Origin of the sequence: Streptomyces sp. W16 (assembly GCF_033194735.1) — a bacterium.
In the GTDB taxonomy this organism is placed as follows: Bacteria; Actinomycetota; Actinomycetes; order Streptomycetales; family Streptomycetaceae; genus Streptomyces.
Map to the genome: position 1 here is coordinate 1 of NZ_JAWOAI010000033.1, position 25,326 is coordinate 25,326.

Annotated in this window: 27 protein-coding genes; 11 read left to right on the forward strand and 16 right to left on the reverse strand. The window is 70.5% G+C overall.

Annotation, left to right across the window (positions count from 1 at the left end; genetic code table 11):
• From R6V09_RS06890 to R6V09_RS06910, 5 genes are all read left to right on the forward strand, one after another.
• Positions 1-851 (forward strand): PHP domain-containing protein (locus R6V09_RS06890; protein WP_317880441.1); only part of this gene is annotated, 851 nt, incomplete at its 5' end.
• On the forward strand, positions 848-3,433 hold the full coding sequence (locus tag R6V09_RS06895) for a lantibiotic dehydratase (protein WP_317880442.1): 2,586 nt from the start codon (positions 848-850) through the stop codon (positions 3,431-3,433). The genes R6V09_RS06890 and R6V09_RS06895, both read left to right, overlap by 4 nt.
• On the forward strand, positions 3,430-4,674 hold the full coding sequence (locus R6V09_RS06900) for an MFS transporter (protein WP_317880443.1): 1,245 nt from the start codon (positions 3,430-3,432) through the stop codon (positions 4,672-4,674). Before R6V09_RS06895 ends, R6V09_RS06900 begins: the two co-directional genes overlap by 4 nt.
• On the forward strand, positions 4,664-5,575 hold the full coding sequence (locus R6V09_RS06905; RefSeq protein ID WP_317880444.1) for a phosphotransferase family protein: 912 nt from the start codon (positions 4,664-4,666) through the stop codon (positions 5,573-5,575). Before R6V09_RS06900 ends, R6V09_RS06905 begins: the two co-directional genes overlap by 11 nt.
• A gap of 48 nt (positions 5,576-5,623) precedes the next feature.
• Complete coding sequence (locus tag R6V09_RS06910; protein WP_317880445.1) at positions 5,624-6,199, forward strand: cob(I)yrinic acid a,c-diamide adenosyltransferase; 576 nt, start codon at positions 5,624-5,626, stop codon at positions 6,197-6,199.
• Positions 6,200-6,202: 3 nt separating this feature from the next.
• Here the strand turns inward: R6V09_RS06910 and R6V09_RS06915 are convergent, their stop codons facing one another.
• Positions 6,203-7,327, reverse strand: a complete 1,125-nt coding sequence (locus tag R6V09_RS06915; protein WP_317880446.1) for an FAD-dependent oxidoreductase — start codon at positions 7,325-7,327, stop codon at positions 6,203-6,205.
• Positions 7,328-7,380: 53 nt separating this feature from the next.
• On the opposite strand from R6V09_RS06915, the gene R6V09_RS06920 reads away from it, so the two are divergent.
• Positions 7,381-8,073, forward strand: coding sequence for a TetR/AcrR family transcriptional regulator (locus tag R6V09_RS06920; protein ID WP_317880447.1), 693 nt, complete (start codon positions 7,381-7,383; stop codon positions 8,071-8,073).
• A gap of 92 nt (positions 8,074-8,165) precedes the next feature.
• Here the strand turns inward: R6V09_RS06920 and R6V09_RS06925 are convergent, their stop codons facing one another.
• Complete coding sequence (locus tag R6V09_RS06925; RefSeq protein WP_317880476.1) at positions 8,166-8,678, reverse strand: DUF6817 domain-containing protein; 513 nt, start codon at positions 8,676-8,678, stop codon at positions 8,166-8,168.
• A 256-nt stretch (positions 8,679-8,934) separates the two neighbouring features.
• On the opposite strand from R6V09_RS06925, the gene R6V09_RS06930 reads away from it, so the two are divergent.
• Complete coding sequence (locus R6V09_RS06930; RefSeq protein ID WP_317880448.1) at positions 8,935-9,849, forward strand: LysR family transcriptional regulator; 915 nt, start codon at positions 8,935-8,937, stop codon at positions 9,847-9,849.
• Positions 9,850-10,438: 589 nt separating this feature from the next.
• Here the strand turns inward: R6V09_RS06930 and R6V09_RS06935 are convergent.
• Positions 10,439-10,912, reverse strand: coding sequence for a GNAT family N-acetyltransferase (locus tag R6V09_RS06935; RefSeq protein WP_317880449.1), 474 nt, complete (start codon positions 10,910-10,912; stop codon positions 10,439-10,441).
• Between the two features lie 68 nt (positions 10,913-10,980).
• Between R6V09_RS06935 and R6V09_RS06940 the strand changes: the two genes are divergently transcribed.
• Entirely contained in the window at positions 10,981-12,063 is a 1,083-nt protein-coding gene (locus R6V09_RS06940; RefSeq protein WP_317880450.1) for a phosphotransferase, read from the forward strand.
• Positions 12,064-12,072: 9 nt separating this feature from the next.
• Here the strand turns inward: R6V09_RS06940 and R6V09_RS06945 are convergent, their stop codons facing one another.
• The 5 genes from R6V09_RS06945 to R6V09_RS06965 form a co-directional block, all read right to left on the reverse strand.
• Positions 12,073-12,567, reverse strand: coding sequence for an HAD domain-containing protein (locus R6V09_RS06945; RefSeq protein WP_317880451.1), 495 nt, complete (start codon positions 12,565-12,567; stop codon positions 12,073-12,075).
• Positions 12,568-12,613: 46 nt separating this feature from the next.
• Positions 12,614-13,246: an RraA family protein gene (locus tag R6V09_RS06950; RefSeq protein WP_317880452.1), complete on the reverse strand. Its 633-nt coding sequence runs from the start codon at positions 13,244-13,246 to the stop codon at positions 12,614-12,616.
• Between the two features lie 300 nt (positions 13,247-13,546).
• Complete coding sequence (locus R6V09_RS06955) at positions 13,547-14,590, reverse strand: phosphotransferase (RefSeq protein WP_317880453.1); 1,044 nt, start codon at positions 14,588-14,590, stop codon at positions 13,547-13,549.
• A gap of 152 nt (positions 14,591-14,742) precedes the next feature.
• Positions 14,743-15,477 (reverse strand): HAD family hydrolase, encoded by a 735-nt coding sequence (locus R6V09_RS06960; protein WP_317880454.1) that lies wholly within the window; start codon positions 15,475-15,477, stop codon positions 14,743-14,745.
• The gene (locus R6V09_RS06965; RefSeq protein ID WP_317880455.1) at positions 15,477-16,355 is read right to left on the reverse strand and encodes a GntR family transcriptional regulator; all 879 of its coding nucleotides are present in this window, start codon (positions 16,353-16,355) and stop codon (positions 15,477-15,479) included. The genes R6V09_RS06960 and R6V09_RS06965 overlap by 1 nt, the downstream gene beginning before the upstream one ends.
• A 156-nt stretch (positions 16,356-16,511) precedes the next feature.
• Between R6V09_RS06965 and R6V09_RS06970 the strand changes: the two genes are divergently transcribed.
• Positions 16,512-16,700: a hypothetical protein gene (locus R6V09_RS06970; RefSeq protein WP_200715320.1), complete on the forward strand. Its 189-nt coding sequence runs from the start codon at positions 16,512-16,514 to the stop codon at positions 16,698-16,700.
• 40 nt (positions 16,701-16,740) lie between these two features.
• Here R6V09_RS06970 and R6V09_RS06975 read toward each other — a convergent pair whose 3' ends face one another.
• The 4 genes from R6V09_RS06975 to R6V09_RS06990 all read right to left on the reverse strand — a co-directional run bounded on the left by R6V09_RS06975 (position 16,741) and on the right by R6V09_RS06990 (position 20,994).
• Positions 16,741-17,649, reverse strand: coding sequence for a winged helix-turn-helix domain-containing protein (locus tag R6V09_RS06975; RefSeq protein WP_317880456.1), 909 nt, complete (start codon positions 17,647-17,649; stop codon positions 16,741-16,743).
• Between the two features lie 238 nt (positions 17,650-17,887).
• Positions 17,888-19,147, reverse strand: coding sequence for a GNAT family N-acetyltransferase (locus R6V09_RS06980; protein ID WP_317880457.1), 1,260 nt, complete (start codon positions 19,145-19,147; stop codon positions 17,888-17,890).
• A 250-nt stretch (positions 19,148-19,397) separates the two neighbouring features.
• Positions 19,398-20,375 (reverse strand): asparaginase, encoded by a 978-nt coding sequence (locus R6V09_RS06985; RefSeq protein ID WP_317880458.1) that lies wholly within the window; start codon positions 20,373-20,375, stop codon positions 19,398-19,400.
• Between the two features lie 16 nt (positions 20,376-20,391).
• A complete protein-coding gene (locus tag R6V09_RS06990; protein ID WP_317880459.1) occupies positions 20,392-20,994 on the reverse strand; it encodes an RsiG family protein in 603 nt (200 codons plus the stop codon).
• A 160-nt stretch (positions 20,995-21,154) separates the two neighbouring features.
• On the opposite strand from R6V09_RS06990, the gene dtd reads away from it, so the two are divergent.
• Entirely contained in the window at positions 21,155-21,580 is a 426-nt protein-coding gene (dtd, locus tag R6V09_RS06995) for a D-aminoacyl-tRNA deacylase (RefSeq protein WP_026179311.1), read from the forward strand.
• A gap of 14 nt (positions 21,581-21,594) precedes the next feature.
• On the opposite strand, the gene ygfZ is transcribed toward dtd, so the two are convergent.
• The 4 genes from ygfZ to R6V09_RS07015 form a co-directional block, all read right to left on the reverse strand.
• Positions 21,595-22,560 (reverse strand): CAF17-like 4Fe-4S cluster assembly/insertion protein YgfZ, encoded by a 966-nt coding sequence (gene ygfZ, locus R6V09_RS07000; RefSeq protein ID WP_317880460.1) that lies wholly within the window; start codon positions 22,558-22,560, stop codon positions 21,595-21,597.
• A gap of 10 nt (positions 22,561-22,570) precedes the next feature.
• The gene (locus tag R6V09_RS07005; RefSeq protein WP_317880461.1) at positions 22,571-23,038 is read right to left on the reverse strand and encodes a Fur family transcriptional regulator; all 468 of its coding nucleotides are present in this window, start codon (positions 23,036-23,038) and stop codon (positions 22,571-22,573) included.
• Positions 23,039-23,072: 34 nt separating this feature from the next.
• Complete coding sequence (locus tag R6V09_RS07010) at positions 23,073-23,648, reverse strand: FABP family protein (RefSeq protein ID WP_019062576.1); 576 nt, start codon at positions 23,646-23,648, stop codon at positions 23,073-23,075.
• A gap of 228 nt (positions 23,649-23,876) precedes the next feature.
• The gene (locus R6V09_RS07015; RefSeq protein WP_442809988.1) at positions 23,877-24,716 is read right to left on the reverse strand and encodes a hypothetical protein; all 840 of its coding nucleotides are present in this window, start codon (positions 24,714-24,716) and stop codon (positions 23,877-23,879) included.
• A 25-nt stretch (positions 24,717-24,741) separates the two neighbouring features.
• Between R6V09_RS07015 and R6V09_RS07020 the strand changes: the two genes are divergently transcribed.
• Positions 24,742-24,951, forward strand: coding sequence for a hypothetical protein (locus R6V09_RS07020; protein WP_317880462.1), 210 nt, complete (start codon positions 24,742-24,744; stop codon positions 24,949-24,951).
• Positions 24,952-25,326 lie beyond the last annotated feature (375 nt).

Sequence of the window (25,326 nt, forward strand, 5' to 3'; positions counted from 1 at the left end):
AGCTGGCCCGGCGCTGCGTCGACGCGGGGCTGCGGGTGGCCGCCGTGACCGACCACGACACGGTGGCCGGCATCGCCGCGTTCGAGCAGGCCGTCGGCGGACGCCTCACCGTCGTACCGGCGTGCGAGGTCAGCGCCGTCTGGCGTGGCGAGGAGACCCACTGCCTGGCCTACTTCGTCGACCCGCACGACCCGCGGTTCCGGGAACGGATCGGTGGTGTCCACGACGGCGAACTGGCGTGGTGGCGCACCTGGACCGACCGTGCGCAGGCCATAGGAGTACCGCTCACCTGGGACGACGTGGTGCGGCGCCTCGGCGGCGACCGTGTGGCCTATGTGGGCGACTATCTCGGCCTGCTGCTGGAGGCGGCGCACGGCGACCCGAGGTTCGCCGAGTACACGACCGAGGCGTACGGCCGGCTCGCGGCCGACTGGTGCCGTCCCGGTCGGCCGCTCCATGTGGAGCATCCCGAGAAGCCCGACGTGGTCGACGTCCTGTCATGGATCGAGGAGGCGGGCGGAGTCGGCGTCCTCGCCCATCCCGGCCGGTTCGTGACGGGCCTGGACGGTTCCGAGTGCGCGGCTGTGCTGGAGCCGCTGCGGGCGGCCGGACTGGCCGGGCTCGAAGTGTGGACGAGCTGGCACACTCCTGCCGACAGCGGCCGGCTCGCCGAGGTGTGCGACCGGCTCCGGCTCGTCGCGACCGCCGGGTCCGACTACCACGGAGTGCGGGTCAAACCCTGGGCGCCGCGGCCCGGCCTGCTGCCCGCGCTCCCCGCGGATCCCCTGGCCGTCATCGACGCGCTGCACGACCGTCGTCCCGTCCGCACGAGCACCGAGGCAGGACTGTGACCAGCGTCAACGACTCCCGGACCAGCACGAACCCCGTCCCGGGCGAGGCCTGGAGACTTGTACCGGTCGTCGTGCTCCGGCAGGCCGGCTTTCCGATGGAGGCGCTCGACCCGCTCGTGGACACCGCCTCCGTCCACGAGGCCCACGCCCTCCTGCGCAGCAGGGGCCGGCTGACCGCGCTGGCACGGGAACTCAAGGCGGTGCTGCGACAGCACCAGGTCCCGGGCTGCCCGCAGTCGGCGTCCCGCGTGGGCCAGTTACGGCCGCTGCCCGGCCGTGAACTGCGGCGTGCCACCGCGGCACTGCCCGACGAGGCGGTGCGCACCCTGCACACCTACCAGGCGTCCGCGGAGGAGTTCGGCAGGGAACAGGAGGCCTTCACCGCCCGGCACCGCACCCGCCTGGACCGGGCGAGAAACGCGGTGGTCGAGGCGTTCGGCGACGAGCGCCTGCGGCAGGTGCTGCTGCTGTCGAACGACTCCGCGTATCCGGGGTTCGCCGCATGGCTCGACACCTTCCAGGGCGACATGGGCCGGCACACCCGGAGAATGACCGATCTGCTCACGATGTACCTCCAGCGGGTGACGACGAAGAACGAGACCCACTCGCACTTCGGACCGTTCACCGTGGGCCGGGTCGGGGACGTGCCGGGCATCGCGTGGACCTCGGAACGGGAGCTGGAGCGCCGGACGCTCTTCAGCCACTGGGCCGCGGAGAAGCTCGCCCAGAGCGCCGCGGCGGCCCCCGGCCTGTTCGACTTCGTACGTCCTCGCAGGCGCCCGCTGTCCTTCCTGCGCGACGGCCGTATCGACCTCTACGCGTTCACCACCCGGGACGGACTGGACACCGACTGGAACTTCCAGCACCTCGGAGGCAGGGAGTTGGCGGCGCACGAGGAATGGCTGTGGCGGCGTTGCGACGGCGTACGAACGCTTCACCAACTGCGCTCGGAGTGGGACACCGAGTTCGGCACCCACACCCCCGTCGCCTTCGACCAGGCGCTGAAGGAGCTGGTCGCGCGCGAATGGGTGGTCGCCGAGTTCGAGATCCCCGTGGGCGACCACGAGCCCCTGGCCGCCCTGCGCCGACAACTGCTGTCCGCTCCGCCGGGGCAGGCCGCGCCGGTCCTCTCGGCCATCGGTCGCTTCGAGGAGGACCTGGCCCGTTTCGCGAAGCTGCCGCTCGCCGAGCGCCCCGCCGCACTGGCCGCGACCAAAGCCAGGTTCGAGACGCTGACGGGAACCCCCGCGAACCGCAACAGCGGCCTGCACTACGCCGACCGGAGCATCCTGTTCGAGGAGGCCCACGGCGAGCCGGTCGGCCTGACCATCGGCCCGGACATCGCCCGCTTCATCACGGACGAGCTGTCGATCGTGTACGAGACCGTGCTCGCCCGTCCACGGCTGCGCATGCGGCGTGAGTCCGCCGTTCTCACCCGATGGGTGGCAGAGCGCTTCGGCGCCGATGTCGAGGTCCCGCTGGACCGCCTCTACTCGGACTTCTTCCGGGACCGGCACGCCCTTGAGGGTGAGTGCGCCGCCGTCGACGCCGAACTGGCGGCGCTCGACCGGGTGATCACCGACGCCCTGCTGGGAGAGGAGGGCGTGGACCGGCCGGAGGTCGTCGTGGACCGGGACCGGATGGAGGCCATCCTCGCCGCCCATCCCCGTACACCCGCGGCAGTGGTCGACCCGGACGTGCTGTTCGCCGCCACGAGCCAACAGGACCTGCGCGAGGGCCGGTTCACCGCGGTGATCGGCGACTGCCACGCCGTCCGGGAGGTCATCACCCACACCAGCTTCGGCCCCCTCATCCAGGAACGCGCCCCGGAACTGCTGCCCGAGGTCCACGAGGGCTACCTGTCCCTGCTCGACGACGGCGAGGTCCTCGCCAACCTGTCCCGGGGCCACCCGGACAAGTCGTCGACCCAACTCGTCTACCCCTGCTACGACTTGGAGGTCTACGGCCGTTCCGGGCAGTCCCGCGACCGGGTGGTGCAGCCCTCCCAGCTGTACGTCGTGCTGCGGGAGGGGCGGCTGGAGCTGCGCGCCCACGGTGTCGTGGGCAGGCTGCGTCTCATGGCGCCGCCGGCCGGCGGACCGAGCATCCGCCAGGACCCGCTGTCCCCGTTCGCCTTCCCTCGTCACTTCGGCGGGGCGGGGCTGGACGCCCCCGCCCTGGAGCACATTCCCCGTATCCGTTGCGGCCGTGTGGTGCTGCAGCGCGAGACCTGGCGGGTCCCCGCCGCCCGCCTGCGCGGTACGGCCGCTTTCGACGGCCTCGCGGGACAGCCGGGCGGGGAGGAGGCCGCGGGCTTCGTCGCCGCCTGCCGGCTGAGCTCCGAGCTCGGGCTGCCCCGGCACGTCTTCGTCAAGGTCCCCGGTGAACCGAAGCCGATCTACGTCGACTGGCAGGCTCCGCTCCTGGTACGGCAGTTGTGCCGGCTGGCCGCACGGAGGGACGGCACGCTGGAGATCTCCGAAATGCTGCCCACACCCGACCAGCGCTGGCTGAGCGTGCGCGGTCGTCGCTACACCAGCGAGCTGCGGTGCGCCGTCTTCTCACCGGGGAGGCCGAGGTGAGCGCGCACACCGCCCTCCGCTTCGGTTCCGGCTACCACCGGTTGACCGGTGCCGCGGGCGCGTCGGCGGTCGGCGACGGCATGCGCTTCGCCGCCCTTCCGCTGCTGTCCGCCGCACTGCTGCACGACGCGTTCCCGGTGTCCGCGGTCACCGCGGCCACGACGGCGCCCTGGCTGCTCTTCGGCCTGCCGGCGGGAGCGTACGCCGACCGGTTCGAGCGCCGCCGCCTGATGATCGCCGCCGACCTGCTGCGCGCCCTGACGCTGATCGTCACCGTGGTGCTGCTCGCCTGCGGCCGGCTGACGTTCTGGTCCCTGCTGACCGCGGCGTTCCTGCTGGGTGTCGGGGAGGTGCTGTTCGACTGCGCGTCCTTCGCGCTGCTGCCGAGCATCGTTCCCAAGGAGCGGCTGGAGGCGGCGAACGGCCGGCTCTTCGCGGTCCAGACGGTGGGGCGCGATCTGCTGGGACATGTGCTCGGCGGCGTGCTGTTCACGGTGGGCCGGGCGGTTCCGCTCCTGCTCGACGCGCTCTCCTTTCTGACGTCCGCGGTGCTGCTGACCGGCGTTCGCGGGCCGCAGCCCGAGCGGTCCACCGTCAGGCCGCGGCTGCTGACCGACATCCGCGAAGGCCTGGTCCATGTGCTGCGTGACCCTCTGCTGCGTGCCCTGACCGTCTCCGCGGGCGTCATCAACGCCGTGTACCTGGGACAGATCGCCGTCTTCGTCATCCTGGTGCGCGACGTGCTGGACCTCCCGGACGCCGCGTACGGAGCACTGCTGGCCGCCGGAGCCGCCGGAGGTGTGGTCGGCAGCGTGGCCGCGAGCCGTATGACCGGAGCGATCGGCCGGGTCCCCACCCTGATCGGCAACCTGGCCCTCATGGGTGTCGCGGGCCTGGCGGTGGCGGCGACCGACAGCGTGTACGTGGTCACCGTCGCCTACTGCGCCGCCGGGTTCGGCCTCATGGTCTGGAACGTCGTGGCCGTCACCCTGCGGCAGGAACTCATACCGGATCGCCTCCTGGGCCGGGCGACCGGCGTGTACCGGTTGTTCGCCTGGGGGACGATGCCTCTCGGCGCGCTGCTCTTCGGCTGGCTGAGCACGTTGGCGGGACCGCGGGCGGCCTTCGCGGTCGGCGGCGCGGTCACTCTGGTGATGTGCCTGCCGGTTGCTTTCGCCCTGTCGAAGGACAGCAGGATCACCGACGACCGTAGGACCTCCGAGGGTGCACATGATGAATGAGCGATTCGCCGAGTTGGACAGCCTGGCCGAGCGGTGGGGCCTGAGCGGCCTGGAACTGGTCGGCAAGGGGCTGGAGTTCTCCGTCTACCGGGCGCGGGGGCGCGACGGGCGGCCGGTCGCGGTGCGTCTCGCGCACCGGCGGTTCGACTCGAACGCCAATGACCCCCATGTGGACACCCGGGCCCTGCTCCTGCAGGAGTACGAGATCGCGAGGCATCTCGCCGCCCACGGTCTGCCCGTCCCCGAGGCGAAGGAACTCGTCCTGGCGGACGGGCCGACGTCCCCCGACGTACTGCTGTCCGCATACGTCCCCGACGACGGATCGGATCTCGACTCCTTCGCGCTCGGGCAGCTCCTCGCGCGGCTTCATCAGGTGCCGCCGCCTCGTCTGACGCCCGTCGCGTCGGAGGGAGTGTCTACGGCGAGTGCGATCACCGCGCGTATCGGGCGCCGTTGGGCCGAGATCGGCCGCCTTGTCGACGACTGGCCCGAACCGCCGGACGCGTCCCTCGTCGCCGGACATCTCACCGGCCTCACCGGGGCCGGCCTCCTGCACCTCGATGTCCGCAGCGACAACATCCGCCGACAGCAGGGGCGGACCGTCGCCCTGCTGGACTGGTCGAACGCCCTGCTCGGGTCGCCCTCGGTGGAGTTCGGGCGCCTCGTCGAGTACGCCCGGTACCCGGAGAACGAGCTCGATGTGGAGGCGCTCCGCAGCGGATACGCGAGGACGGCAACGGTTCCGCCCGACAGCGACGCGGGCTTGTTGGTGTGCCGGCTGGACGCCGCGCTGATGCTGGCTCTCGTCTTCCTTTCCGAGGCGCCCGACCCGAGCCGCGGACCGGCGGCGGCCGACCACGCACGAGAACTCGCGCTCAGGGTCGTCGCACGTCACCCGTGACCGTTAATTCGTGACCGTTCGTTTCGCTTCGGACCTCTGGGAGTAGCCATGGTGAACCTCACCCGCATCTACACGAGGACGGGAGACGACGGCACGACCGCCCTTGGTGACATGAGCCGAACGAGCAAGCTGGACAAGAGACTTGCGGCCTACGCCGACGTGGACGAGGCGAACTCCACGATCGGCGTGGCCGTCGCGGCAGGTGACTTGTCCGACGAGATCGCCACGCTTCTCGTGCGGATCCAGAACGACTTGTTCGACGTGGGCGCGGACCTCTGTACGCCCCTGTCGGAACCCGGTGGCGACACGGCCTCGCTCCGCGTGGAGGACTCGTACATAGAGTTCCTGGAAGAGCAGTGCGACCGGTTCAACGAGGGTCTCGAAAAACTGCGCAGCTTCATTCTCCCCGGTGGAACACCCGGTGCCGCCTTCCTCCACCAGGCCCGGACCGTGGCGCGCCGCGCCGAGCGCGCGACCTGGGCCGCTCTGGAGGAGCACGGGGAAACCATGAACAGCAACACGGTGAAGTATCTGAACCGGCTCTCCGACCTGCTCTTCATCCTCGCCCGGCAGGCCAACGTCGCCCGAGGGGACGTCCTTTGGCAGCCGGGCGCCAACCGGTAGGCGTCAGGACGGCTGGACTTCGTCGAAGACGGCGATGGCTTCGGCGGGGTCCGGGCTGACCAGGCGTTCGAGACCGGCCGCCGTGATCTTCGCCCATCCGCCGGCCCGTGCCCACATCCGCTCCTCGAAGGCGCGGACGGTCTCGTCCAGATCTACGGGACTGGAAGCGGCGGCCATGGACTCGGCGAGTTCGGCGCCGTCCAGCATCGCGAGGTTCGCGCCCACGCCCAGTGGGGGCATCAGATGGGCCGCGTCGCCCAGCAGCGTCACCCCGGGGACGTGGGTCCAGGTGTGGGAGACGGGCAGGACGTAGAGGGGGCGGTGGACGAAGGCGGTGCCGCGGCGGAGGAGGTCGAGGACGGGGGCGGACCAGCCGTCGAACAGCGCCAGCAGACCTGCCCGCACGGCCTCGGCGTCGGCGAGGTCCAGGTCCGCGTGCCAGTCCAGCGGCGCGCGGAACTTGCTGTACACCTTCACGTGGCCGCCGCTGTTGCGCTGGGCGACGAGGCTTCGGTTCGCGCCGTACGCGGCCACGGAACCGTCGCCGATCAACCGGGCGAGGTCGGGGTGGCGGGTGTCGACGTCGTCGAGGGAGGTCTCGATCGAGGTGACGCCGGTGTAGTGCGGTGTCACCGGCGAGAGGGCCGGGCGGACCCGGGACCAGGCACCGTCCGCGCCGACCACGAGGTCGAACGTCTCCTGTCGCCCGTCCGCGAAATCGACGAGTACGCCGTCCCCGGCCCCCGGCACCACCTCCGTCACGCCCCGCCCCCACCGGACGTCGAGAGGGCCGAGCAGCAGGTCGCGGAGTTGCCCGCGGTCGATCTCGGGATTGGCCAGGTCGTCCGGGCGGGGCCGCCAGTCGCGCAGGACGGTCCCGTCCGTGTCCAGGATGCGCATGGCCTGCCCTTCGGGCCGGGACAGCGCCTCGAACTCCGCCAGCAGACCGGCCTTGTCCAGCGCGAGCTGGCCGAGCTTTTCGTGCAGGTCCAGCGTGCCGCCCGGGGGACGGGCGTCGGGGCCGGGATCACGTTCGAGGACGGTGACGGGGTGGCCGTGGCGGTGCAGGACGCGGGCGAAGGTGAGGCCGGCGGGACCGCCCCCCACTACGGCGATGCGATGTCTCATAGCGATACACCGTATCGATCCCTGACGGCGTATCGCAACAGTACGATGCGTCCATGACTGTGTGGGACCGCCCGGAGCCGCCGACCCGACCCGTGCCGCTCGACCGGGAGCGGATCGTCGCCGCCGCCGTCGCACTGGCCGACGAGGGCGGGCTGGAGGCGGTGTCGTTGCGCAAGGTCGCCGCCCGGCTGAACGCCGGCCCCATGCGGCTGTACGGATACATCTCCACCAAGGAGGAGCTGTTCGACCTCATGATGGACGAGGTCCAGGCGGAGATCCTCCCCAAGAAGCAGCCCGGCGACTGGCGGGAGGCGCTGCGCGTCCTCGCCCACCGCACCAGGCAGGCCGCTCTCCGTCACGAATGGCTGGCCGACCTGCTCGGCGGCCGTCCGACGCTCGGCCCCAACGGCCTCGCGGTGACCGAGGCCAAGCTGGCCGCCCTCGACGGTCTCGCCGACGTCGACACCGTCATGCGCGCCGTGGAGACCGTCAGCGCCTACTTCACCGGCGCGATCAGGCGCGAGATCGCGAACCTGCGGGCGGAGCGCGCCACAGGCCTGTCCAAGCGCGACTGGCAGCGCGCCTCCGGCCCGCACGTGACGAGAATGCTGGCCACAGGCCAATTCCCGGCACTGGCCAAGGCCGTACACGACGGCACGGACGTGGACGCCGAGACATCCTTCACGACCGGCCTGGACTGGGTCCTCGACGCCGTGGCCGCCAGACTCGACCGGCCGCCGGGGTGACGACTTCCAGCACTGTCCGCCCTGGCGGCAACTCGTCGTGGAGACCGCCCGCCTGACGCCAGCTCAAGTCGCCCTGAGGATCGCGAAGTTCGTCACGTCGCGAGGTCCGTCCGGCAGTCCGACCAGGCGGGCCGGCTCAACAGGGGCCTGAACCGGGTGAAGAGGGCGAGGAGTTGGGGCCCCCACCGGTCGCGGAAGGCGAAGTCGTGGTGGGCCAGGTCGAGTTCGTTGGCGGCGGAGAGTTCGGCGAGGTCCCGGCGGAGTTGTGGACCGGGGGTGTGGAGAGCGCCGGTGAAGCGGTCCCGGAAGACGCCGTCGGCCTCGGCGAGCCCCGGATACGTGGCCTTCCTGTCGCACGCCGCGTAGAGATACACGATCCCTTCCGCCTCCGCGCCGATCACCGCGGCGAGTTCGGCACGGCCCGTGTCCACCGGCAACAACGCGGTGGGGAAACCGTCGGTGCCGTAGAAGGCGTGGCACAGGCCCGCGAGTTGGAGGGCCGGGCGGGCGCCCCATGCGGCGAGGCGGTCCCGGACGCGTTCGAGGTGGGCGAGAAGAGTGCCGCCCGGGTGCGCGATGTCCGCGGCGCCGAGCCGGAGCAGCAGTGCTACGGCCCGGTCGGCGCCGGCGCCATCAACAGCACGCGCAGGAGAACCAGTTGACGTAGGAGAGTCAGACACGACCCGGTGTCCTTCCGTCGCTCGTCGGAGGTCGGCACCCGTCCGTGTCTTCGCCTTTGGTCCGGGCCCGGCGAAGGCGCCGGACGGGTTGCCGCCTGGGCCCTGCGCTGATCATCGTCGAGTCCGTGACCCCGGTCAATCCTATGGATTTCCGTCAACACCCAAGCTGTAGCTTGGAGTTGTGACTCTTGAGGATCTGCGTGTCTTCGTGGCCGTGTGCCGGGCGGGAAGTCTCAGCGCCGTCGCCCGCGAACTGGGCCGTACCCAGTCGGCGGTGAGCCAGCATGTGAAGCGGCTGGAGCGGGAGGCCGGCGTGAGCCTCCTGGAGCGCCGGCCGCGAGGTGTCGTACCCACCCACGCGGGACGGGTGCTGTGCGAGGCCGCCTCGGACAGCGTCGCCGGTCTGGATCTGGCCATGCGGCGCCTCGGGGACCTCGTCAACGGCGACAGCGGCTCGGTGCGTGTCACGACGGGCGGGACCACTGTGCGGCACTTCATGTCCGAGGCGGTCGTCACCTTCCGGCAGCGCTATCCGAAGGTGGGTCTTGAGTTCCGGACGGAGACCTCCAGCCGCAGCTGCTTCGAGGCTCTCGCCGCCGGCAACCTGGACCTCGCGTGGGTCACGATCGACGGCCCGGTGCGCGGTATCGAGCAGCGTCCCGTCGTCGCCCTGCCCTGGGTACTGGCCGTCCGCGCCGACGATCCGCTCGCGGCCCGGCCCCGCGTCGACACCGCCGAACTCGGCGGCATCAGCCTCATCCGCCTCCCCCAAAACTCCACCTCGGGCGCCCGTCTCGACGCCGCGTTCGCCGAACTCGGCGTCCGCAGCAGCTCCGACACCGGCGTCGCCGACTGGGACACCGCCCTCCTGCTGGCCGAACTCGGCCTCGGTCACGCCGTCGTACCCCTCCTGCCCGGCTGGGAGACACCCGGTACCGGCCCGCTCCGCCTCGTCCCCCTCCCCGGTCTCCCCCCGCTCCCGGTCGGCTGGGCCGTCCGCCGCTGGGACGCCCTCACCCCGCTCGCCCGGACCTTCGCCGACACGGTCGCCCGCAGTTGCACGGAGAAGGCCGCGCGCGCCCGGCAGTCCGAGTAGCGGCGAACCCGTTGTCGGTGACCGCGAGAAGCGGGACGCCACCGAGTCCGGCCGGTCCGCCGCGATCGTCGTACACAGAGGGGTCACTCCGCGAGGCGGCGCTTCCACCAGGGATCCGTGGGTGATGAGAACGGATCCTGCAGGGTTCGTGCCAGGAAGCGGTCGTCCAGGGGCGCAACCGCTCCGAGCAGTTCACGGCGTGCCCTGCGATTCATGACCGAGGCCGCGCCTTGCAGCAGTGTTCGGGCGTGTCTGTCCCTCCATACGGTGGTTCCGCAGCCGTGATTGGGTCCGTGGTCCGGCCATGGGTGAAGCGCCAGAGACCATGCCCGGAAGGCGTGGGCGACATGACCGGGAGGCAGCCGGTACCGAACTTCGAACCGCGCGATCTGCCGGTTCGCCCCAGCGGACAGACCAGGGATGACCTGTCGGCTTCCGGCGCCCCCGCGGCGGGGTTGTTCGGTTCTGATCTCGCCCGGTGGCCGGCGAGGCATGGACACTTCCGGATGGGAAGAGGAGTGACCGTCCGACGGTAGGTGGCGTCAGCTCTGAGATCAATACGTGTACGACGACGCAGCCCACGCGAATGTCAGGGCCGGTGGCGAGTGGGCGCCTCCCGCACCATGAACACGTCCACCGGATCCTCGTCGTCCCCGGTCTCCACGGTGAACCCGTGCCGCTCGTACAGCCGCCGGGCCGGGCTCCCCCGCAGCACGTTCAGCCGCACGACGGAGACACCGTCACGATCGCACCGCTCCAGCAGCCCGCCCAGCACACCGGACCCGATACCGCCGCCCTGGAACCCCGGCGCGAGATAGAAGTGCTCCAGCCAGTGGCAGCGGGCGTCCTCGTCCGGCCTTAGCGCCACGCAGCCGGCGAACGCCCCGTCCACCTCGATCACCCAGGTGTGCCCCGGCTCGAACCCGTCCCGCAGCCGCTGCCGCACGCGCCGCGCGTCGTAGCGCCCGAGCCGTTCCAGATCCGCCCGCAGCACGACCGCCCGCAACTCGGCCACCGTGTCGACGTCCGCCCGCGCCGCAGGCCGTATCCCCCAGTCCGCCATGATCACCACGGTAGCGCGGGCCGGTAAATCGATGGAGCGTCCATCGGCCCGGATGCTGGAATGACGCGATGCACGACGAGACATCACTGGTCATCGACCGCGGGCAGTACGCGGACGCCAAAACGCCCTGGGAACGGGAGACTTGGCGGGAAGCCGCCCTCGGCTGGGCCCGGCGCGAACTCGCTGCGCGGGGGCTGCGCGAGACGGGCCGACTGGGTGTGCGGCTGCGCCCTTGGTCCGTCCTGGTCCGGATCCCCGTCGAGGGGCCGGTTCAAGGCATCGAAGGCGTCGAAGGACTCGGAGGACTCGATGGTCCCGGCGTCGCCACCGGCCGAACCGCCGTATGGCTGAAGGCCAATCCGCCGGCCGGTGCCTTCGAGGCACCGCTCACCGCCGCGCTCGCCCGCCTGGTCCCGCAGTACGTGCTGAAGCCGCTCGCCGTCGACGCCGACCGCGGCTGGTCCCTGCTCCCCCACGGCGGCGAACTCTTCTGGCAGGCCCTCGACCGCGACCCCGCCGATCCCCGCGCCTGGGAAGAACCGCTGCGCCAGTACGCGACCATGCAGCGCGCCCTGATCCCGCACACCAAGGAACTCGAACAACTCGGCGTCCCCAGCGCACGGACGACGGCCCTCCCCGAAGTCTTCGACCAGGTCGTGCAGTTCATCCACTCCACCGCCGAACCGGCCGTCGATCCCGCACGACTGCGTGCCCTACGGCCGCTGCTGCTCGACTCGTGCGCGGAACTGGCCGAGTTGGGCATCCCCGACTCGCTCGACCACTCCGACCTGCACGACGGCCAGCTGTTCCACCCGGCCCCCGGCCATTACACCTTCTTCGACTGGGGCGACGCCGCCGTCTCGCACCCCTTCTGCAGTTTCCTAGTCCCGGCCGGGCGGGTCCGCGAACGGTACGGCCCCGAGGCGCTGCCCCGGCTGCGGGACGCCTACCTGGAGCCCTGGACGGGAAACGGCCGCACCACCGCCGAACTGCGCCGCGCGCTGACCCTCGCGAGCCGGCTCGGTGTCATCGGCCGCGCGGCGTCCTGGAACCGGCACTTCCCCGGAGCCTCCGCGGCGACCCGCGCCGCGGGCGCGACGGAGAGCGCCAAGTCGCTGCTGAAACTGTCGCCGGACGAGCCCCTGTTCTAGAAAACCCCGTCACCGATTGGCCGCCAACCACGCCGCCATCTCGGCGAGATCCGCGTCGGTGATCCCGTACCGATGGTCGACGCGCTGCAGCAGGGCCCGTTCGGGGTGATGGGCGCTCACCCAGTCGCGGTCGGCGTCCCCGATCTCGTCGTCCACCCACACGAAGGGCCGCCCGGCGGCCCAGGCGACCAACGGCCGGGTCTTCCAGTGCAGCCGGCCGCCCGCGCCGTTGCCCTCCTCGGCCGGGTCGGGCCAGTCCACCAGGGGCAGTTGGGGCAGGCCGAGCCAGGGCGCGACGCATTCGTTCGCGTCGTCCATCCAGGTCGTCGCCCACACCGGTTCGCACCGCAACGCCGCGAGCCGTGGCCCGAGTGAGGGGTCGATCCGGGTCAGCAGCGGAGGGGCGTCGGATGCGGGCGGCGCGAAGCCGTAGTCGTACACCGGGTACGGCCGAGACGCCCCGAAGGGCAGCAACGTCCCGTCGACATCGAGGAAGAGGAGCATCAGAAAGCCTCTCCCCCTCGCCTCTCAAAGGTCCCCACTCCCCGTCTCAAAACCCTCCGCCCTCGAAGCCGCCCGCGCGCAGCAGTTCGTCGACGCGGGCCCGGTGCGCCTTCTCCCAGTCGTCGAGGGTCTCGGCGGCCTCCTTCTCCAGCCGGGCCCGCGCCCCGGTGAGGATCTCCGCCCGGCGTGCGCCCGGCACGACCACGACTCCCTCCTCGTCGGCCACCACGACGTCCCCGGCGTCGACGGCCACTCCCCCGCAGCGCACCCGCTCGTTCAACGGCAGTACGGCCTTCTTGACGCCCGGGATCGGGATGACACCGCGCCCGAAGACGGGGAAGCCCTCCTCCCGCACCTCGCCCAGGTCACGGATCACCCCGTCGACGACGAACCCGGCGATGCCCCGCCGCTGGGCGATGGCGCAGACGTTCCCGCCGGCGAGCGCGTAGTCCAGGTCGCCCGACTCCACCACAACGACCGAGCCCGGCTCGGCGCGGTAGATGGCGGCGTGCAGCATGAGGTTGTCGCCGGGCGGGCACCGCACGGTGAAGGCCGGCCCGGCGAGACGCGACAGCGGACCCCACAAGGGCCGGATGCCGACGTCCATGACCCGCTCACGGCCGAGCAGTTCGGCGAGAGTGGTGGTGGGGATGTCCTCGAATTCGCTGGCATCAGTCATGTCCCGGACGCTACCGCCCCGGCCATGACTGCCAACGGCCATGTCGGACTGGGCCTGGGACCTGTCCGGCGGATCATGCCGCAGACGCGGGGTCTGGTGCGCCCTCCCCACTGCCCTAAAGGCGTGGGGGGACCCCCAGCGGCGTTGTCGTCGGTCGCCGACGTCCCCCAGCCTTCGGCCGGGAGGTGCCCCCACCGCGTCGCCTCCCTCCTCCGCCTTGCAGTTGGACGCACCAGACCCCGCTCACCGGCGCTGATCAGGCACTGTCCCTTTCCTGCGACCTGATCCGCCGGACAGGCCCTAGCGCAGGAGCGCCGCCGCGATCCGGGATCTGCTCGGGATCTCGGCCAGGCCCAGGGGGCGCGCCGCGGCCGTCATGATCGTCTGTAGCTTTCGGACCGCCGACGGGAGCCGGACCCAGTTGACGTTCGATCCGTCACGCAAGGACAGGGACAGCCGGATGACGTCGGTGAACACCGACTGCGCTCGCTTGAAGGCGAGGATGCGTTCCAGGTCGTCCGCCCAGCCCCGCACACTGCCGGGACGTACTCCACCGACGGCTCTCGCCCAGTCCTCGGCCATGCGGCGTTCCTGTTCCGCCGGATAGGACATCAGGTAGAGGTGGGTGGCCAGGTCGTAGAGCGGATCTCCGAGCATCGCCAACTCCCAGTCGATGGACCAGAGTTGGTTGAGCGGGTCGAGGACGAAGTTCTCCCGGTGCAGGTCCGCGTGGAGCAGGCAGAAGTCACGTCGCGTCAGGCCGGAAACGTTCTTTCTGAGCTGGACGAACGCATCGGGGTGGAGGCCGAGTTCCGTGAAGAGCCGCCCGAAGTCCGCGGAGTTCTTCTCGTAGACCTGTTCCTCGACGAAGACGACGAGACGCTCAAGGAAGCCGTCGCAGTCGCCGTCGTCCGCGCGGTCCTTGGCCTCGCAACTGCGCTCCACCTCAAGGGTGTCCGGTGTGACGTGCGCCAACTCCCGGAACAGGTCGACGATTTGACCATGGACCGGCTCCGGGATCCGCCGGTCGCCCCACGGACGGGACTTGAGGGTCCGGCCTTCGATGAAGACCTGCAGTGCCATGCCCTCCACGTCGTGGACGGCGGGGATTCGGCTGATCCGTCCGTGCAGTTCGCGGAGCAGGGCCTCTTCCGACCGGAAGCACCTGCGGTCGAACCACAGGATCCGTTCGCGCGGTTCACGGAGCTTCACGATCCGTGTCTCGCCCGGCATGGTCAGCACATACGTCTCGTGGTGGTAGCCCTTGAGGGGACCGGAGACCACGCCGTTTTCGCCGACCAGTTCGTCGGCTCGCAGCCGAACACCGGTGAGTTGGGGTGTCATTCGCTGGGTTCAGCCCGTTCCGGTTGAGCCGATGAGTAAGGGATGAGGCACGTTACTCCAGAGCCCTAAAGCAACGCCGGAGAACCCGCCCATTGAACCGCCCGGAGCTATGACACGTACGTCCGACCGAGGTGACCGGCGCGACTGTCCTGCTACGCCCGCCGTACCAAGTCCAGTACCGGCCGCAACGACCCCACCACGGACTCGGCGCCCGCCCGGCGCAGCAACGTTTCCTTGTATTCGTTACGCGCGTAGCCGAGGAACGGGATGCCCGCCCGGCGGGCCGCTTCGAAGTCCGAGGGGGTGTCGCCGATCATCAGGGCGTCGGTGGGGTGGGCGCCCATCGCGCGCAGGGCGCGGTTCAGGCAGTGCGGATTCGGCTTCAGGAGGTCGAGGTCGTTCGTGCGGCCGTAGACGTGCGGGGTGAAGCACTCCAGGAGGCCCCGGCCGTGGAGGTATTCCGTCACCGTGCGCGGGGAGTTGTTGGTGGCGACGGCGAGATGGATGCCGACGGCGTGCCAGGTGCGTATCAGCGGGTCCACCCACGGGGTGGGGAACGCGGAGTCGACCGCCTTGAGTTCGTGCTGGGTGAGCAACTCCTCCAGTTCGTCGACCAGATCGCTGCGCGGGTGCCGCTTGTTGACCGCGTGCAGGACGACGTGCGGATCGGGGTGCTCACGCTCCCGCTGCGTCAGCAGTTCCTTCAGCCCCTGCCGTTCCAGCCAGGACACCAGGTCCTTCGCCACGCCCTCCGCCGAGAGTCCCGCGAACAGCCGGCAGATCGGGCCGTCGAAGTCGAAAAGGACGAAGCGAGCGCCGGTGATCAATTCGCGTACGTTGCCTGTCTCTTCTGTCACCGGAACAGTCTGCGCCGTATCAGGAGTCACTAGGAGAGTGTCAGGTCCGTCGTGATGGTTTCCCAGAGGGCGTCGAACCACTTCTGCGATTCCTCCACGAACGCGGCGTCGCGCTGACCCGCCTGGTTGCGGAAGGCGAACAGGACGGACTGGGAGCCGACGGCGTCGTACATCTCCAGGGTCTGGCTCTTGTACTCCTCCTCCCGCTCGTTGAGGACGTAGTAACCGAGCAGCGCCTCCTCGCCGTTGAGCAGGTAGAGCTTGATCGGCGGGGTGAACGGCAGGGCGCGGAAGGTGACGTGGACGTCGATGCCGTGGGTGGCTCTCAGGGCCATCAGGTTGTGCTGGAGGACCTGGGCCTGGGCGTTGCGCATGGTCAGCCAGCGCTGGTGGACCGGGTTGTCGTCGCCGGAGTCCTCGACCGGGACGGGGAAGGCCAGGGCGATGTCCCGGGAGGGCAGCAGCACCCGCACGTCGATCGTTGTGGGGCGGACCTGGCCCCCGTGGATCAGCCGGACCGACTCGCTCACCGCCAGCATGAGGCTCTCGGCGGTCAGGCAGGCCGCGTCGACCTTGACGTGGGGCTCCGCGAACGCCTCGGACAGGCGGGGCGCCAGCGCCACCATGGTCGGCTGGGGCCCGTCCGGCCCGGGCGCCGGTTCGGCGATCCTGGGCGGGCTCCCCTTGCTGACGTTGGTGAGCAGTCCGGCCTCCTGGAGGACCCGCAGGGCCTGCCGTACGGCGCCCCGTTCCACGCCGAACTCCTCCGCCAGGTCGGCCTGGGTGGGCAGGCGGTCTCCCGCCTTGAGGTCACCGGCACGGATACGGTCCCGTAGGGCGTCGGCGATCTCCTGGGGCGAGAAGCTTCTGCTGCCGTTCACTGCCACGTTCTCCTGGGTCACGACCAAACGGTATAACTCTGGCCCATCTAAGGGGAGTTGTTTGGAACTTGATTGCGAGTAGGTGTGAGTAGGTACCAAATGGGAACAACTTAAGCAGAGTTGGTTGCCAACTTATCCAAGTTGGTGGAAGTTTTGCTTCCGCAGCCCGAAGGGGGAACCACCGTGCCTGCCATCGCCCTCCTGTCCGCCGTCTTCGTCGTCGGCTTCGAACAGATCGTCCAGTGGAAGTTCGGCGCCACCGGCATCATCGGCCTGCTCCTGATCTCCATCGGCATCAAGGCCAAGAGTCCGGCCATCAGCTCCATCGGGGCAGTCGTCCTGGCCCTCCTGTTCACCGGACCCGCTCTGTGATCCGAAAGCCGCCCCCCGGATCAGCCACCGCGGGAGGTGATCAGCTCGTCAGCTTCAGCTCCGAACTGATCGTCTCCCACAGTGCGTTGAACCACAGCTGGGACTGTTCCACGAACGTCGTGTCCCGCAGTCCCGCGCCCTGCTCGAACGCGAAGAGCATCGACTGGGTGCCCTCGGCGTCGTACATCTCCACCTGCTCCTGCCCGATCTCCTCCTCGCGCTGGCTCAGTGTGTAGTACGCGAAGAGCGCCTCCGAGCCGTTGAGCAGGTAAAGCTTCACCGGAGGCGTGAAGGGCAGCGCGCGGAACGTGATGTGGACGTCGATGCCGTGCGTCGCGCGCAGGGCCAGCAGGTTGTGGCTCAACACCTGGCCCTGCGCGTTGCGTTGGGCCAGCCAGCGCCGCTGCGGCCGGCCGTCGGCCGGGGCGTCCACCAGCGACGGGAACGCGAGTTCGATGTCACTGCTCGGCAGCAGTACCCGCACATCGACCTTGGCCGGATTCAGTTCCCCGGCGTGGATCTGACGCAGCGGCTCGCCGATGGCCAGCGTGAGCGAGACCGCCGTCAGACACAGCGCCTCGATCTCCACGTGCGGCTGCGCGAAGGCCTCCGCGATGCGCGGGGCCAGGCCCACCATCGTGGGCTGCGGCGGCGCTCCGGGGCCGGTCAGGGCCAGTCCGAGGTCGGGGGCGACGGTCGCCGGGCTCCCCTTGGACACATTGGTGAGCAGTCGCTCTGACTGCAGGATGCGCAGCGCCTGCCGTACCGCCCCGCGCTCGACGCCGAACTCGTCCGCCAGCTTGGCCTGGGTGGGCATGCGCTGGCCGGGCCGCAGGACACCGGACCTGATCCTGGTGCGCAGCTCGTCGGCCAGTTCGTGGTGTGACCACTGTGGCCGTGGTGACCTCGACCGTCCATTGACGGTGGCGTGTTCGGGCTCCACGACCAAACCCTACAACTTCCCGCCATCTTTGGGCAGTTCATGGAAAGGTGGTTACGAGACACATCCAAGAGGAGATAACTAGAGAAGAGTTGGTTACCAACTTAGGTAACTTGGCCGACCGGACCTCTCTCCTGGAGGGGAGCCGAGAGCCCGGTCGGCCAGTACCGCCGCACGACAACCACAACTGAACAGCTACGGATGAGTCCACCCACCCGCCGCCAACCGGCCGCACGACAAGGAGCGTTCAGAAGATGTCCGGGCACCAAGGCCGCCTGGACGTACGCAGCAGGGCGTCGGCCACTCGGGCGGCGCCCGCTCGTTCTTCCCGCACCCGGCCCAGCGCCGCGAGCCGCAGCACCGACACGTCACCGAGCCACAGCGCCCCCAACTCCCGCACATCCAGCGTGAGTTCCGCGCTCTCCGTGGTCGGCGCACAGGACGCCCCCTGCGCCGAGGCCACCAACCGGTAGCGCCCGCCCGCCAGTCCGGCCCCGTCGGCCACCTCGAAGACCAACGTGCCCTCCCCCTCGTACGACCGTGCCTCCATGGCCCGTACGACATCCAGGATCCGCACCCACAGCCAGTCCGCGTGTGTCGTGATCGTGGCCGCGCGCGGGTCCGGCAGGAAGTGGGGCAGCAGATCGTCGGGGGAACGCCAGCCCGACTTCACCCTCGTCACCCAGTCCAGGGAGCAGACGTGCTGCCACAGGGCGCGTTCGGCGGCCGGGGTGGTCGCGATCAGATCCTTCACCGTGGCCGTGTCGCCCGGCTGCTTGGCGTCGGTCCAGGTGTCGTCGCAGACGTACGCGGCCAGACCCTGCACCTCGCCGTCGGCCGCGCGGTGGACGGCGTAGAAGGGCTCGGTCCAGGACTGGCGCGTCAGGCTGAGCGCACCCGTGGCGACCTGCCACCAGCGGTCGTCCCGGTTGATCGCGCCGGGCTGGAGGCGGCGCAGCCGCTCGTGCAGTTCGGGGCCGAGCTTGCGTACGTCCTCGGCGTCCACCAGGTCGATACGGGCGCCGTCCTCCGGCGCCGCCCAGCGCGGGTCCAGGCCGGCGCGCTGGACGTCGATGTCCCACTGGGTCGCCGCGGTGGCGGGACCGAAGCCGTGGCGGCCGTAGATCCGGTACTCGGCGGCGATGAGTGTGGCGACGACGTCACCGCGCTCCTTCGCCGCCGCCAGGTCCTGGGACATCATGCGGGTCAGCAGGCCGCGGCGGCGGTGGGTGGCGGTGACGCTGACGTTCGTGATGGCGTCGGCGGGGACGGGTGCGCCGCCGACGGCCGTGATCTCCTGCGGGAGGGAACGGAAGGTCGCGACGCATCTGCCGGAGTCGAAGGCGCCGAGGGTGCGGGACGGGTCGATATAGCTGCTGCGGTCGGCGAGTTCCGCTCCGGAGACGGTGGGTGTGCGCAGGAAGCCGGTGTTCAGGGCGCGGATCCAGTCGGGGATCTCGGGCTCGGTGAGGTGGCGTACGGCGAGGTCGTCTGCAGGGCTGGTCATGGGGTCACGGTAGGTCGGTGGGGGGTGGTGTGGTGGGGATTTTTTTCGCCCCCGCCGCCCCTGCCCGTCCCGTCCCTGGGGGCTGCGCCCCCAGACCCCCGCTTCGGCCCTGAAGGGGCCTCGTCCTCAAACGCCGGACGGGCTGGATTGTGTGACCTGCGTTGGAAAGGCAACGGACGGGCTGGATTGTGTGACCTGCGTTGGAAAAGCTCCGGACGGGCCGGCAGTTCGCGCCCCCGAAAAGTGACCGCTAGAACGCCGCCCTGATCTCCCCCACCTCGCGGCCCCCGCCGAGCACCGCGACCCTCCCCAGCGCCTTCACCGGCACCCCCATCAGATCCAGCGCCCGCCCCAGCACAGGCCCCAGCGCCCGGCCCGTCCCGTCCTCCACCTTGAACGCCACGGCTCGCCCGTCCGGCAGGGCCACCGCCTGTACGGCCTCGGCGCCCATCTTCGACAGCAGGCCCGGTACCGCGCGCATCAGGAGGGTGTCGGGGCGGCGGGTGCCGGCGACGTACTCGGGGTGGGCGCGCATCGCGTCGGCGACCCGGCGTTCGGGGGAGCCGGGGGCGGCCAGGACGAAGCAGCGGTAGGCCCGGGCGAGGCCGGTCAGGGTGATGGCCAGGAGTGGGGCACCGCAGCCGTCCGTGCCCACGGCGGTGACCCGCTCACTCGCCGCTTCTTCCACAACCCTGTGGATAACTTTCTGGAGCGGGTGCTCGGGGTCGAGATAGGACTCCAGTGGCCAGCCCCGCAGCGCGCTCGCCGCCAGCATCGCGGTGTGCTTGCCGGAGCAGTTCATGGCGACCCGGTCGCGTACGGCGCCCGACGCGAGGTACGTCTCCTGCTCGACCGGGTCCAGCGGAAGGTCCGGCGGGCACTGCAACTGCCCGGCGTCCAGGCCGTGTTCGGCGAGCAGCCGACGTACCAGATCGCGGTGGAAGAGTTCGCCGGAGTGACTCGCGGCGGCGATCGCGAGGCGTTCGCCGGTGAGGTCGAGGCCCGCGCGCAGCACGCCGGCCGCCTGCATCGGCTTGTTGGAGGAGCGCGGGAAGATCGGGGTGGTCGTGTCGCCCAGCGCCAGTTCCACGGAACCGTCCGCCGCCAGCACCACCAGGCTGCCCCGGTGCCGGCTCTCGACGAAGCCGGAGCGGACGACCTCGGCGAGCACGGGAGGGGGTGGAGGAGGTGGAGGGGGTGTGTCACTGGGTTCGGCGGTCACACGCACCCCTTCACCTCACATGTCAGACGAGCAGGTCGTCCACCTGCGCCTCACCCTCACGGTACCTGCGGGCGATCTCCGCGCTGCAGCCGTCGGCCGTGTGTTGGAGGAGCTGACGGCGCCGGGACACCTGCTGTTCGTAGCGCACGAGCCGGCCCATCGCGGTGCTCAGCTCCAGGTCGGTGCGCGCCTCCAGGTCCGAGAGCTCGACCTCGGCGAGCATCTCGGCGGCCAGCAGCCGGTACTCCTCGCTGTGCGGGGTGCCGAGCGTGACGTGCCGGGCCGAGGAACGGTGCCGGGCGGGTGCGTCGGTGAGGATCTCCGAGAGTCGGTCCACCACCGAGGCCGCGCCCGCCGGGGAGCGGCGGGCCAGTTCGGCCCGCAGGATGTCGATACGGCCCTGGAGGAGCCGTCGTACGTAACTCAGGTCGGCCTCGTCGCGCTGGGCGTCACGGCGCACCGCGCGCAGCTCCGTGAGGCGCAGTGCGGTCAGGTCGGGTGCGGGCGGATCGGCGGGCAGCAGCGGGCTGTCGACGCGCTGCACGGGCGGGCGGCGGGTGGCCGGTCCTCCCGCGCGGATCAGCGAGACAGTCCCGGGGGGCTGCCCGGTACTCGGTGTGCTCATGTGCCTCTACCCGTCCCCTCGACCGGCGTGTGGACAGCATCGTGCCACCCCAAGTGGCCGCTATGTGACCGAGTGCCCCCGAACGGCCCCAGATGGGGGCTTAAGGATCAAAAATAGACCTGCCGGGAGTCCTTCTCGTCCGCACGGCATCATGGGACCCATGCGAGCAGTGGTGCAGCGAGTGGACGGCGCGAGCGTCGTGGTCGAAGGCGAGACGGTCGGGGCGATCGAGGGCGAGGGCCTGTGCGTCCTCGTCGGTGTCACGCACGAGGACACCAAGGAGAAGGCGGCCCAACTGGCCCGCAAACTCTGGTCGATCCGCATGCTGCACGACGAGAAGTCGTGCAGCGACATCGACGCGCCCCTGCTCGTCATCAGCCAGTTCACGCTGTACGGCGACGCCCGCAAGGGCCGCCGCCCCACCTGGAACGCGGCGGCTCCCGGCGATGTCGCCGAGCCACTCGTCGACGAGGTCGTGGCCCAACTCCGGGCCCTGGGCGCCACGGTGGCGACGGGCCGCTTCGGCGCCCAGATGCGCGTCTCGCTGACGAACGACGGCCCGTTCACGGTCGTGGTCGACCTCTAGATCGTGGTGAACCTCTAGGGCTCTACGACGACTTCCTGTGCCGCGGCCGTCGTGTCGGCCAGCAGGGGCGCGTCCAGGGGCACGTTCCGCTTCACCAGGGCCAGGGCGATCGGCCCCAGCTCGTGGTGTCGTACGGAGGTCGTGATGAAGCCGATCTTCCGGCCCTCCGCGCCCTCCGCCGCGAGCCGCAACTCCGTTCCGTGGCCCGGGAGATGGACCTCGCTGCCGTCGAGGTGGAGGAAGACGAGGCGGCGCGGCGGCTTGCCCAGGTTCTGGACGCGGGCGACGGTCTCCTGGCCCCGGTAGCAGCCCTTCTGCAGATGAACTGCCGTGCCGATCCAGCCCAGTTCGTGCGGGATGGTGCGGTGGTCGGTCTCGAAACCGACGCGGGGGCGGTGGTGTTCGACGCGCAGCGCCTCGTAGGCCAGGAGCCCGGCCGGCGGACCCGCCTTCTCGGCGTACGACTCCAGGTCGGCGCGCGGGAGGAAGAGATCACGGCCGTACGGCGTCTCGCGTACGACGACGCCGACGGGCACCGGGGCGATGGAGCCCGCGGGAAGATGCACGACCGCGAACTCGCTTGTCCGGTCGGCGACTTCGACCCGGTAGAAGAACTTCATCGACTCCAGGTAGGCGATCAGCGCGTCCTGGGTGTCGGGTTCGGTGTGCATCCACACCGTGACGCCGTCGTCGACGAGGTACAGGGCGTGCTCGATGTGGCCGTGCGCGGAGAGGATCAGCGCCTCGGTGGCGACGCCCACGGGGAGGTCGCTGACGTGCTGGGTGAGCAGGAGGTGCAGCCAGCTCAGCCGGTCGCCGCCGGTGACGGCGACCACACCGCGGTGCGAGAGGTCCACGAAACCGGTGCCGTCGGCGAGGGCGCGCTGCTCGCGGAACAGGTCGCCGTAGTGGGCGGCGACGCCTTCGTCCACTCCTTCGGCGGAGACGGCGCCGGGCAGGGACAGCAGGGGGCTCTTCATACGGGTAAGCCTACGACTCGGTAATCGAAGACTCGGCCGACGTCTTGCCCGTCGCGCTCTTGGCCGCGCAGTCCTTGCAGCGGCCGAAGATCGCGAAGTGCTTCATGTCGGTCTCGAAGCCGAAGGTGTCCCGCAGCTTGGCCCGGAAGTCGGCGGCCACCTCGACATCGGCCTCGATGACGTTCGTGCAGTCACGGCAGACGAGGTGTATGTGGTGGTGCCGGTCCGCGAGGTGGTACGTCGGCGCCCCGTGCCCGAGGTGGGCATGGCTGACCAGCTGGAGCTCCTCCAGGAGCTCCAGGGTCCGGTAAACGGTGGAGATGTTGACCCCCGAGGCGGTCTTCCGCACTTCCACGAGGATGTCGTCGGGGGTCGCGTGCTCCAGGGTGTCCACGGCTTCGAGCACGAGCTGCCGCTGCGGGGTCAGCCGGTAACCGCGCTGCCGCAGATCACTCTTCCAGTCAGTGCCTGGGTCCATGCCTTGGGTGCTCACCACACCTCAGAGTCTAGGTCTACTTGAAGAAAGCGATCCCGTCGTCCGGCATGTCGTCCGGCAGGGCCTTGGCCCACCTCTCGACGTCGTCCGGGGTGACGATCTTCTTCAGGTGGGCGGACATGTAGGGGCGGAGTTCGACCTCGGGGGTCTGCTTCTCGCCGACCCACATGAGGTCGCTCTTGACGTAGCCGTAGAGGCGCTTGCCGCCGGTGTAGGGGCCGGAGGCGGCGGTGCGGGCGACGGCGTCCGTGACCAGGTCGATCTGGGGCTTCTGCTTGGCGAGCTCGCCGTACCAGATCTCGACGACTCCGTCGTCGCGGGTCATCGTGACCTCGACCTTGCGGTCGGCGTCGATGCGCCAGAAGCCGGACTCGGTCTCCAGGGGGCGGACCTTGTTCCCGTCGTTGTCCAGGACCCAGGTGTGGGAGCGGTACTCCAGGAAGTCGCGGCCGTCGTGCGTGAAGGAGACCTCCTGGCCGAAGTTGCACTTCTCGGAGCCGGGGAAGTCGTGCACACCGGCGCCGGCCCACTCGCCGAGCAGGAAGACGAGGGGGACCAGGTCCTTGTGGAGGTCGGACGGGATCTCGATCATGACGTCAGCAGTTCCTCGGTGGGTGTCAGCGCTGGCCCTGGTACAGCTTCTTCACGGTCAGTCCGGCGAAGGCGAGAACGCCGACGCAGACCAGGACCAGCAGGGTTTCGAAGAAGATCTCCACGGGTGCTCCTCGGATGAGCGTGTGCGATGCGTGTTCACAGGACCGGGCCCCAGCTTAGTCGGCCGGGGCCCGGTGCTCTCTGCGAGGTACGGCTCGGGCGGGTGTCAGCCGAGCAGCTGGCTCTGCAGGGCGACCGTCTGCAGGAACGGGACCTTCTTCGCGGCGCCCTTGCGGGACTGCACGATCAGCGCGAGGGTGTCGCCGGCCTTGAGGTACGCCTGACGCACGTCCTCGGCGCCGGACGGTTTCTCCTCGGTGTACGCCGACCCCGAGACGTTGTCGGCGAGGTTCTCCTGATTGACGGCGCCGTCGTAGACGGTGTCCGAGGCACCGTCCAGGGCGTAGACCGGGGTGTCGTAGGAGACGAGGTCGGTCGAGAACAGTTCGTCCGCGACGGCCGCCGAGTCGAACTGGAGCAGGTAGATCCGGGTGTGCGTGCCGTCCGGGGTGGTCCAGCCGCGCGCCGCGATGTGCCGCAGGCCGTCGTCGGTCAGCTTCTGGCCGAGCTCCTTGCGGTCGTCCGGGTCGGCGTACTGCGCGAGGAAGGTCTTCGCCGGCAGCCAGCCGTCCGTGCCGCGCAGCGACGCGTCGGCCTTCGCGCCCTTCGGCGCCGGCAGCAGCAGCGCGCGCTGATCCGCGTAGTGGGCGTTCGCCTCGTTGTCGGTGGCGAACGGCCCCGGGCGGCCGGCGGGCAGCGGCGGCCGGGTGATCTCCGGGTAGTCCCACCGCCCGTCGGAGGCAGTGGCGAGCCCGGGCACGTCGGACCGCTTCATCTGCGTCACCCCGTACGCCGTCCCGGCCCCGGCCACCGCGAACACGACGACGGCGGCGGTCCAGCGCAGGGCAGCCCGCAGAACCCGACGGTCCTTGCGAACCGGGGGCGAGGACAGCTCCTGAACCCCGAACACCAGCGGGGGTGGTGCCTCCGGCCGGGGAGGGATCACGGGAGGAGTCTGGGGGGGGGGTGCGGTGGGGTCCTGGAACGGGGGCGAGGGCGGGGCGGTGGTGTCGGCCGAGGGCACGGCGAAGGTCCCCGCGAGGGGCTCCGGCGAGACCCCCGCCGATGGCGTGACCAAGGTCTCCGCCGAGGGCAGGGCCGAGGTGTCGGCCGAGGGCGCGATCGGGAGCGGGGCCGGGGTCTCGACCAGGGCCTCCGCCGGAGGCGCGGCGGGTGTCTGAGGCAGGGACGCGTTCGGACGGTCAGCTGGGGTGTCGGCCACGGGTGCGGCTGACGTGTCGGCCGAGGGCACGGGCGGAACCGCGTCCGGGAGCGCGGCTGAGATCTCGGCCGGGGGCACAGCTGAAGTGTCAGCCGGGGCCGCGGCTGAGGTCTCCGCCCAGGCCACAGCCAAGGGCTCGGCAGAGGGCTCGGCAGAGGGCTCGGCTGGAAGCGAGGCCGGAGTCCCGTCCGACACCACGGCCAGAGTCTCCGCGAGGGGCTCCGCCAAGGGCGCGGCCGGAAGCGGGGCCGAGGTCTCGACCGGGGCCTCCGCCGAAGGCGCGACCGGCGTCCCCGCCAGGGGTTCAGTCGAGGTGTCGGCCGGAATCTCCGCC

Coding starts and splice junctions, on each gene's coding strand:
- R6V09_RS06905 (WP_317880444.1), top strand. CDS start 4,664: ATGATGAATGAGCGATTCGCCGAGTTGGACAGCCTGGCCGAGCGGTGG.
- R6V09_RS06910 (WP_317880445.1), top strand. CDS start 5,624: ATGGTGAACCTCACCCGCATCTACACGAGGACGGGAGACGACGGCACG.
- R6V09_RS06915 (WP_317880446.1), bottom strand. CDS start 7,327: ATGAGACATCGCATCGCCGTAGTGGGGGGCGGTCCCGCCGGCCTCACC.
- R6V09_RS06920 (WP_317880447.1), top strand. CDS start 7,381: ATGACTGTGTGGGACCGCCCGGAGCCGCCGACCCGACCCGTGCCGCTC.
- R6V09_RS06935 (WP_317880449.1), bottom strand. CDS start 10,912: ATGGCGGACTGGGGGATACGGCCTGCGGCGCGGGCGGACGTCGACACG.
- R6V09_RS06940 (WP_317880450.1), top strand. CDS start 10,981: ATGCACGACGAGACATCACTGGTCATCGACCGCGGGCAGTACGCGGAC.
- R6V09_RS06945 (WP_317880451.1), bottom strand. CDS start 12,567: ATGCTCCTCTTCCTCGATGTCGACGGGACGTTGCTGCCCTTCGGGGCG.
- R6V09_RS06950 (WP_317880452.1), bottom strand. CDS start 13,246: ATGACTGATGCCAGCGAATTCGAGGACATCCCCACCACCACTCTCGCC.
- R6V09_RS06955 (WP_317880453.1), bottom strand. CDS start 14,590: ATGACACCCCAACTCACCGGTGTTCGGCTGCGAGCCGACGAACTGGTC.
- R6V09_RS06980 (WP_317880457.1), bottom strand. CDS start 19,147: ATGACCAGCCCTGCAGACGACCTCGCCGTACGCCACCTCACCGAGCCC.
- R6V09_RS06990 (WP_317880459.1), bottom strand. CDS start 20,994: ATGAGCACACCGAGTACCGGGCAGCCCCCCGGGACTGTCTCGCTGATC.
- dtd (WP_026179311.1), top strand. CDS start 21,155: ATGCGAGCAGTGGTGCAGCGAGTGGACGGCGCGAGCGTCGTGGTCGAA.
- ygfZ (WP_317880460.1), bottom strand. CDS start 22,560: ATGAAGAGCCCCCTGCTGTCCCTGCCCGGCGCCGTCTCCGCCGAAGGA.
- R6V09_RS07005 (WP_317880461.1), bottom strand. CDS start 23,038: ATGGACCCAGGCACTGACTGGAAGAGTGATCTGCGGCAGCGCGGTTAC.
- R6V09_RS07010 (WP_019062576.1), bottom strand. CDS start 23,648: ATGATCGAGATCCCGTCCGACCTCCACAAGGACCTGGTCCCCCTCGTC.